Source organism: Nocardia sp. NPDC020380, from assembly GCF_044386975.1.
Classification (GTDB): Bacteria; Actinomycetota; Actinomycetes; order Mycobacteriales; family Mycobacteriaceae; genus Nocardia.
Genome location: NZ_JBIRVQ010000009.1, coordinates 14,260 through 22,440 on the forward strand (window position 1 = coordinate 14,260; position 8,181 = coordinate 22,440).

The 8,181-nt window shown below is 69.3% G+C and carries 7 protein-coding genes; 6 read left to right on the plus strand and 1 reads right to left on the minus strand.

Annotated features, from left to right (window positions below):
* Positions 1 to 14 precede the first annotated feature (14 nt).
* Positions 15 to 941, minus strand: a complete 927-nt coding sequence (locus tag ACH438_RS24990) for a LysR family transcriptional regulator (RefSeq protein ID WP_397009216.1) — start codon at positions 939 to 941, stop codon at positions 15 to 17.
* A 67-nt stretch (positions 942 to 1,008) separates the two neighbouring features.
* Here ACH438_RS24990 and ACH438_RS24995 point away from each other — a divergent pair, with 67 nt between their 5' ends.
* From ACH438_RS24995 to lnt, 6 genes are all read left to right on the plus strand, one after another.
* Positions 1,009 to 1,716: a class II aldolase/adducin family protein gene (locus ACH438_RS24995; RefSeq protein WP_397009218.1), complete on the plus strand. Its 708-nt coding sequence runs from the start codon at positions 1,009 to 1,011 to the stop codon at positions 1,714 to 1,716.
* Positions 1,717 to 1,740: 24 nt separating this feature from the next.
* A complete protein-coding gene (locus tag ACH438_RS25000; protein ID WP_397009220.1) occupies positions 1,741 to 3,072 on the plus strand; it encodes an MFS transporter in 1,332 nt (443 codons plus the stop codon).
* Between the two features lie 29 nt (positions 3,073 to 3,101).
* Entirely contained in the window at positions 3,102 to 3,764 is a 663-nt protein-coding gene (locus ACH438_RS25005; RefSeq protein WP_397009222.1) for a response regulator, read from the plus strand.
* Between the two features lie 96 nt (positions 3,765 to 3,860).
* Complete coding sequence (locus ACH438_RS25010; protein WP_397009224.1) at positions 3,861 to 4,358, plus strand: FxsA family protein; 498 nt, start codon at positions 3,861 to 3,863, stop codon at positions 4,356 to 4,358.
* A gap of 169 nt (positions 4,359 to 4,527) precedes the next feature.
* Positions 4,528 to 6,123: an amidohydrolase gene (locus ACH438_RS25015; RefSeq protein WP_397009226.1), complete on the plus strand. Its 1,596-nt coding sequence runs from the start codon at positions 4,528 to 4,530 to the stop codon at positions 6,121 to 6,123.
* Between the two features lie 280 nt (positions 6,124 to 6,403).
* Positions 6,404 to 8,089 (plus strand): apolipoprotein N-acyltransferase, encoded by a 1,686-nt coding sequence (gene lnt, locus ACH438_RS25020; RefSeq protein ID WP_397009965.1) that lies wholly within the window; start codon positions 6,404 to 6,406, stop codon positions 8,087 to 8,089.
* Positions 8,090 to 8,181 lie beyond the last annotated feature (92 nt).

Consider the following 8,181-nt stretch of genomic DNA (forward strand, 5'->3'; position numbering starts at 1 on the left):
GCCGCGCCCCACGGTCACTCGATCGACACGGCCGGGGGCGCGGTCACCCGCGCGGCCAGATCCTGGATGCGGGCGCGCAACAGACTGTGCGCCGCATCGTGGTCGCGGCGCGGGTGCCAGAGCAAGGTGACGCGTAAGGGCTTGAGCGGCAACGGCACCGGGCACAAGGCCAAGCCGAGTGGTGCTGCCAGTCCGCGCGCCAGTAGTTCCGGGACGATACCGACCAGGTCACCGTCGGCGACCAGGCGCAGGGCGGTGGTGAAATCCGGTGCCGCCGTGACGACCTGACGCTGCAGTTCCTGCTGTTCGAGGAACCGATCCGCGGCCGTGCGCAGGCGACCGCGCCGAGACACCACGACGTGCTCGAACGCGGCGAAACGCGCCGGGGTGACTTCACCGGAAGTCAGCGGATGGCCGATGCGCACGACCGCCGTATAGGGCGTTCGCGTCAGACCTTCGGAGCGTAGGTCGGTGTACATCGAGGGATTGACGCTGATCGCGACATCGGCGGAGCCGTCACGTAGCTCGGCATCCACGGCGGTGGCACGGCCGTCGGCGAGAAAACGCACCTGCACCGCGGGGTTCTCCTTGCGCAAGAGCGTGAGCAGGTCGGTGCCGTAGCCGGCGATCAGATCCTGAGATGCCAGCACGGTGAAGGTGCGGCTCAGCGTGTCCGGTTCCGCCGGTTCCAGGAGGTCCTGGGCGGCGGCCACCAGTGCGCGGATACGCGGTCGCAAAGCGACGGCCTGTGCGGTGGGTTCCATGCCGCGGCTGGTGCGCAGCAGCAATGGATCGTCGAAGGCGCTGCGCAATCGGCCCAGTGCGCGGCTGACCGCGGGCACCGAGAGGTTCAATTGCCGGGCTGCCCCGGTGACGCTCCCTTCCTCGAGGACGGCATCGAGCACCACCAGCAGGTTGAGGTCGAGGGAGGCGACTTTCACTTTGCGAAAATAGCACTTGCCGATATTTCACTTGTGGCAATAGTTAGGGCAGCCTTACGTTTTGGGCATGACGAACGAGCAGGATCTGAAAGCCCTTGTCGCCCTGGGCGGCTGTGCCCTCGCCGAGGCCGGGCAGGGCGATATGGTGTGGGGCCACCTGGCGGTGCGCGACCCCGAAGACCGTGGCGTGTGGATGAAATCGTCCGGCTGGGGCTTGGAAGAGATCACGCCCGAACGGGTGCTGCTGGTGTCGTGGACCGGCGAACTCCTCGAAGGCGACGGGCGGGTCCACCTCGAATATCCGATCCACACCGAGATCCTGCGTGCTCGCCCCGACGTGCAGGTCAGCCTGCACACGCACTCGGCGGCGGTCAATGCGTTCAGCGCGCTCGGGCAGCCGCTGCGCGCCCTCAGCCACGATGCCGTCCCGTTCGCCGCTCACGGCCTGCCGCGTTTCACCGCCACCGCGAACCTCGTCCGCACTCCCGAATTGGGTCGTGCCCTGGCCGGTGATCTCGGCGCGGCTCGCGCCTGCCTCATGCCCGAGCACGGGTTCGCCGCGGTCGGCGCCGATATTGCGCATGCGGTGATGTACGCGATCTTGCTCGAACGGGCCTGCCGCCTGCAGCTCACCGCCGCCGCGGCGGGGGAACTGCGGTATTGGACCAGTCATGAGGAATGTTTGGAGAAGGATGAAGTGGCCTGGCCCGCGAGTCAGATCGAGGCCGGGTGGCGATACTGGTGCCGGCGGGTCACGGCGCGGCAACCGGTCTGATCGGCGCGAAAGGTAGTGCATGCCATGGCTTTCCGTAAAGGTTCACCGGCCCTCGACATACCGGGCGACATCCCCGTCGAGCGGCGCCTGATCAGCACGATCGCGATCATGGGGGCGTTCTGGGCCACGATGGCCGGCACGACCATCCCCACCCCGCTCTACCCGCTCTACGAACGCGCCTTCGGCTTCGGCGCCCTGGCCGTGACCGTGATCTTCGGGGTGTACGCACTGGCCGTCGTCGCCGGGCTGCTGTCCCTCGGCGGCCTCTCCGATCGGCTCGGACGCCGACCGATAGTCGCCGTCGCCCTGGTCTTGGCCGTCCTCGCCACCGTCGTGTTCCTGCTGGCCGGAGATCTGGCCGAACTCCTGGCGGGCCGCGTGCTGTCGGGTCTGGCCGCGGCCCTCATGACCGGCGCCGCGACCGCCCAGCTGGCCGAACTGGCCGCGCCCGGTGGCCACACCCGGGCCGGGCGGCTGGCCCTGGGCGCGAACATGGGTGGCTTGGCCTCCGGGCCATTGCTCGCGGGCCTGCTCGGTGAATACGCGCCCTGGCCATTGCGATTGAGCTGGTGGGTGATCGGTGCATTGCTGCTGCTCGCACTCGCGACACTCGTCCTCGTGCCGGAAACGCTGCACGCGCGGCGCACGCACTCGATCCATATGCCCGAGGCCGCGTGTCCTGTCTGCCAGAGCCCGGAAACCGGATCTGTCGGTGCGGCGGTGGCGACGGGAACTTCTGTTGAGGCCGTCGCGGCGCGAAAACCAGGGGCGGCGCGGCGGCCGAGTGTGCCGGCAGAGATCAGGGGACCGTTCTGGCGCGCGGCGCTCCTCGCCGGTTCGGGATTCGCGGTACTGGGTGTGCTGACCGCGGTGACCGGGCTGTTCCTGGCGGAGATCGCGCACATCCACAGTCTCGTGGCGACGGCGTCGATCGTGACCGTGGCCTTCGTCTGTATCGGGCTGGGCCAGCTGCTCGAGGGGCGGGTCGAGCGGGTGGCGTCCGTCGTCTCGGGTGCGGGATTGCTGGTCGGCGCGGGTCTGATCGCTATTGCGATGGCGACCGCGGCCTATCCGCCGCTGCTGTGCGCGGCGGTGTCGACCGGGTTGGCTACCGGCATCGCGATCGGCCATGGCATCACGTTGATCAACACCCGGACACCCGCCGCCAGCCGTGGTGGAACCGTGTCGGCTTTCTTCGCGGTTCTGTACATCATGCTGGCTCTGCCGGCCATCGGCGTGGGTGCGCTGATCGGGTCGCTCGGGTTGCGCACCGCGGGCACGGCTTTCGCCGCAGTGGTTGCGGTTCTGGTCGTCGTCGTGGTGGCGACCGCCCGTCCACAGGTGCGGGTGCACTGATCCGATCGACGGACCGATAGGTTTAAAGGGTGCCGATCACCGTTCTCGTAGTCGACGATCAAGAACTCATGCGTGCGGGGTTGAAGATGGTGCTCGGCGCCCACCCCGATATCGATGTGGTGGGCGAGGCCGACAATGGGGCCACCGCGATCACCCGGGCGGTGGAGCTGAAGCCCGATGTGGTGCTCATGGATGTGCGCATGCCGATCACCGACGGAGTGACCGCGACCGCGCGGATCATCGAATCCGGTTGCGGTAGCCGGGTTCTCGTCATGACCACCTTCGACCTCGACGAACACGCGCTCGGCGCGCTGCGGGCGGGGGCCAGCGGGTTCCTGCTCAAGGACACGCCGCCGGAGGATCTGATCTCCGCGATCCGCAGTGTCGCCGCGGGCGATGCGGTGGTCTCGCCGAAGGTGACCAAACGGCTGCTGGACCGGCTCATCGTGGAAGATCCGGCGGCAGGGCGGGATCCGGCGATCCTGGAAGTACTCACCGCACGCGAACGCGAAGTCCTCGAACACATTGCCGCGGGCCGATCCAATGCCGAGATCGCCGGTGTCCTGTTCCTCTCCGAGGCCACCGTGAAAACCCATGTCGGACGCGTACTCACCAAACTCGGGCTGCGCGACCGGGTGCAGGCGGTGGTGCTGGCCTACGAGACCGGGCTGGTGCGCCCGGGCAGCGCCTGAGTTTCTCGGCGGATTCCAAGGTGTGACCCACGGCGCATCGGGAGAAAAAACGGCCCTTCGTGCGTTAGGGGAAGTAGATCGCCGAAAGGATCTGAGATGGCTGCCCTGTTGTTCGTCGCCTACTTCGTCGCCGAGATCGCCACGCTGGTGATCGTCGGCCACTTCATCGGAGTGTTCCCGACGATTCTGCTGCTCCTCGTGGGTTCCGCCGCGGGCCTGATGCTGGTGCGTTCGCAGGGCCGGCGCGTGTTCGAGGGCTTCCGCAAGGCCTCGCGCGGTGAGCTCGAACCCGGCAAGGCCGTGGCCGACGGCGCGCTGGTCGCCGCGGGTGCGGTGCTCATGTTCGTGCCGGGCCTGCTGACCTCGCTGGTCGGCCTGCTGGCACTGACTCCGCCCACCCGTTTCCTGTTGCGCCCGGTCGTGGCCGCGTTCGCGGCGCGGCGGATGGGCCGGGTGGCCACTGCGGTCGGGCCGTTCGGCTACCGCAATGTGGTCATCGACCCCGACGGTGAGGTCATCGACGCGACCGTGGTCAGCGAGTACTACGACGACGGCCAGCAGGGTGGTGCGCACCGCATGATCGACCCGCGCTGAGCCCAGCAAGGCACCACAACTTCACGCACGAACCGCACCGATCGCGAGGCCGGGCACCAGCAGGTGCCCGGCCTCGCGCGTGCCGTGGGCGCGGGATGCGTCACATCGGCGCATTCCGCGGTCGAGGCGATTGGAGCACGGGTGCGGGTGTGCGGCAGACTGGGCAGCCGTGAGTACCCAGTTGCTTGTCGGCGGCCGTATCTACAGTTCGAGTAATCCCGACGCCACGGCGATGGCCGTGAGCGACGGAACCGTGGTGTGGGTCGGGGCCGATCGGGCGGGACGGGCACTGCACCCGGATGCGGAGATCGTGGAACTGGACGGGGCATTCGTGGCGCCCGCCTTCGTCGACCCGCACGTGCACGTGACCGCACTGGGATTGAAGCTCACGGGATTGGATCTGGCGCAGGCACGTTCACTCGCCGAATGCCTGGAGTCGGTGCGCACCTTCGCCACCGCGCACCCCGACGGCGCGATCCTCGGCGACGGCTGGGACGAAACCGCCTGGCCCGAGGGCCGGCCGCCGACACTGGAAGAGATCGACGCCGCCGCGCCCGGGCGGATCGTGTATCTGACTCGCGTGGACGTACATTCGGCGGTCGCCTCCACCGCACTGCTGGATTCGGTCCCCGGCATCACCGAAGCCAGTGGCTTCACCCGCGGCGAACCGTTGCGCGGGGACGCCCATCACCGCGCCCGCCGCGCCGCGCTCGGCGCATTGGATCGTTCGCAGCGCGGCCGTGCCCGGCAGGCCGCGTTGGATTCGGCCGCCGCCCAGGGCATCGCGGCCGTGCACGAATGCGCGGGCCCCGACATCTCCGGGACCACCGATCTGGCTGAGCTGCTGGCCTTCTCACACGGGGTGGAGGTGCGCGCCTACTGGGGTCAGGCCGTGCGCACCGCCGACGAGGCCCGCACCCTGGTGAAGGAACTCGGCGTGCACGCCCTCGGCGGCGACCTGTTCGTCGACGGCGCCATCGGCTCGCACACCGCCTTGCTGCGCGCCCCCTACGCCGACCGCGACACCACCGGCACCGCCTACCTCGACGCCGATGCCATTGCCGCCCACGTGCTCGCCTGCACCGAGGCCGGCATCCAGACCGGCTTCCACGTCATCGGCGATGCCGCCATGGACGCGATCCTCACCGGATTCGAGCGCGCCGTCATCGAATTGGGCGGCCCGGCCATCGCCTCGCGCGGGCACCGCCTCGAACACGCGGAAATGATCGACGCCGACCAGATCGCCAAACTCGCCCAATGGGGCGTGATCGCCAGCATCCAACCGGGTTTCGACGCCGCCTGGGGCGGCCCCGACGGCATGTACGCCACCCGCCTGGGTCCCGAGCGCGCCGCCACCTTGAACCCCTTCTCGGCCATGGCCGCCGCCGGTATCTCCCTGGCCATCGGCTCCGACGCCCCGGTCACCGCCCTGAATCCGTGGGAGGCCATCCGCGCCGCCGCCCACCACCGCACCCCCGGCCACCGCATCTCCCCGCGTGCCGCCTTCGCCGCCGCCACCCGCGGCGCCTGGCGCGCCGGCGGCGTACGTGACGGCGTCGCAGGCACTCTCGTCCCCGGCGCCCCCGCCTCCTACGCCGTCTGGGAAGCCGACGACCTGGTGGTCGCGGCCGCCGCCGACACCGTCCAGCGCTGGTCCACCGACCCGCGTTCCCGCGTCCCCGGCCTCCCGCCCGTGACCCCGGACGCCACCCTGCCCCGCTGCCTGCGCACCATCCACCGTGGGGCCACCATCCATGAAGCCTGAGCCCGACACCCAGAACCCCACCCCCGCAACCCCTTCCGATAGTCCGGGCGCCGATCCCTCGGATGTCCCGGGCGCCGATACGGCCGGCGAACCCGGGGCGCGCTCTGCTGCCGATTCGGATGCGCCCACCACCGCGCCGTCGCATGGCTCGACCGGCGCCGCGAACGGTACGGACGCGACGCATCCGGAATCGCGGAGCGGCGCCGCCCCCTCGAACGGTGTCACCGGTGCCGCCGCAGCGGTGACACCGGTGAGTGGGGTCGAATCGGCTTCTCGGGCAATGGAGCCCGATGCGCCGGATGTCTCGGTGCCGGGCGGTCCCGGTGCTCGGGTTGCCGCGTGGGTTGCCGGACGTCCCGGGCTGGTCCGGCTGCTGGCCGCCGTGGTGGCCGGGCTGTTGTTGTATGCGAGTTTCCCGCCGCGGACCCTGTGGTTTCTGGCGCCGGTCGGGATCGCGATCCTGACGCTGGCGGTGCGTGGAACGCGGCGGCTGCGTGGGGCTTTCGGGGTCGGGTTCGTCGGGGGGATGGCGTTCTTCCTGCCGTTGCTGCCGTGGACCGGGATCTATGTGGGGCCGGTGCCGTGGATCGCGCTGTCCACGGCGTGTGCGGTGTACGTGGGGTTGTTCGGGGTGCTGACGCGGCTGATCGGGCGGCTGGCCTGGTGGCCGTTGTGGGTGGCCACGGCGTGGTCGCTGACCGAGTGGGGGCGCGCGAGTTTCCCGTTCGGGGGATTTCCTTGGGGCAAGCTGGCTTTCGGGCAGGCCGACGGCTGGTATCTGCCGTTCGCGATGCTGGGCGGGGCGCCGTTGGTGAGTTTCGCGGTGGCCGTGACCGGGACGGGGCTCGCGTGGCTCGCGGTGCGGTTGCTGGGGCAGCTGCGCAATCCGGTTGCGGAGACACGGGTGTCGCAGGAGGGTGAAGCCGCTGCGAATAGTCCCAGATGGACGACGTGGCGTCCCACATCGTGGTACCGGATTGTTGCTGCGACAATGCTTGTGGCTATAGTTCCCATTACCGGAGTGATCCTCCGGACCGCGCTGCCCGGCCCGGAGGACGGCAACCGGCCGATCACGGTCGCCGCCATCCAGGGCAGCGTGCCGCGCCTGGGACTGGACTTCAATGCCCAGCGGCGCGCGGTGCTCGACAATCACGTCAAGGAAACCGAGGCCTTGGTCAAGGCCGTCGCGGCGGGACAGTTCCCGCAACCGGATGTGGTTGTCTGGCCGGAGAATTCCTCGGATATCGATCCGATCCGCAACGAAGACGCCTATGACGAGATCACCCAGGCGTCGCGGGATATCAAGGCGCCCATCCTGGTCGGCGCGGTGCTGGTGAACGACGATGGCACCACCACGAATTCGGTCATCGTGTGGAACGGCGAGGACGGTCCGGGCGAGCGGCACGACAAGAAGATCATCCAGCCCTTCGGCGAGTACCTGCCCTATCGCAGCTTCTTCCGTCACTTCTCCGAATACGCCGACCGCGCAGGCTATTTCGTGCCGGGCAAGGGTGACGGCGTGGTGCACGTCGAGCCGGCCGACGGCGGTCCGCGGGTCGCGATCGGCGTGGCGACATGCTACGAGGTTGCTTTCGACCGCGCCTTCGAGCAGTCCATGCGCGCGGGCGCGCAGTTGCTGGCGGTGCCGTCGAACAACGCCACCTTCGGCAAGAGCGAGATGACCTATCAGCAGCTGGCCATGTCGCGGGTGCGCGCGGTGGAGCACGGGCGCGCGGTGGTGGTGTCGGTGACCACGGGCGTGAGCGCGATGATCACCCCGGACGGCACCATCCAGCAGCAGACCCAGCAGTTTGTTCCGGCGGCGCTGGTGGCGAAACTTCCACTGCGCGACAACACGACACTCGCGACGCGGTTAGGTCCCGCGCCCGAGGCATTCTTGTGTATTCTTGCCGCGGCTGCCGCAGTGGTGGCGCTGATCCAGCGCCGGAGACCCGCGCAGCGGTAACACCAGCGATTCGCAGCGAGAGCGCACCGGCAGGTGCGGCGGGTACGTGTGACGAGGGCCGTCCCGCTCCGGCGACCGAAGTTCGCCAGTTC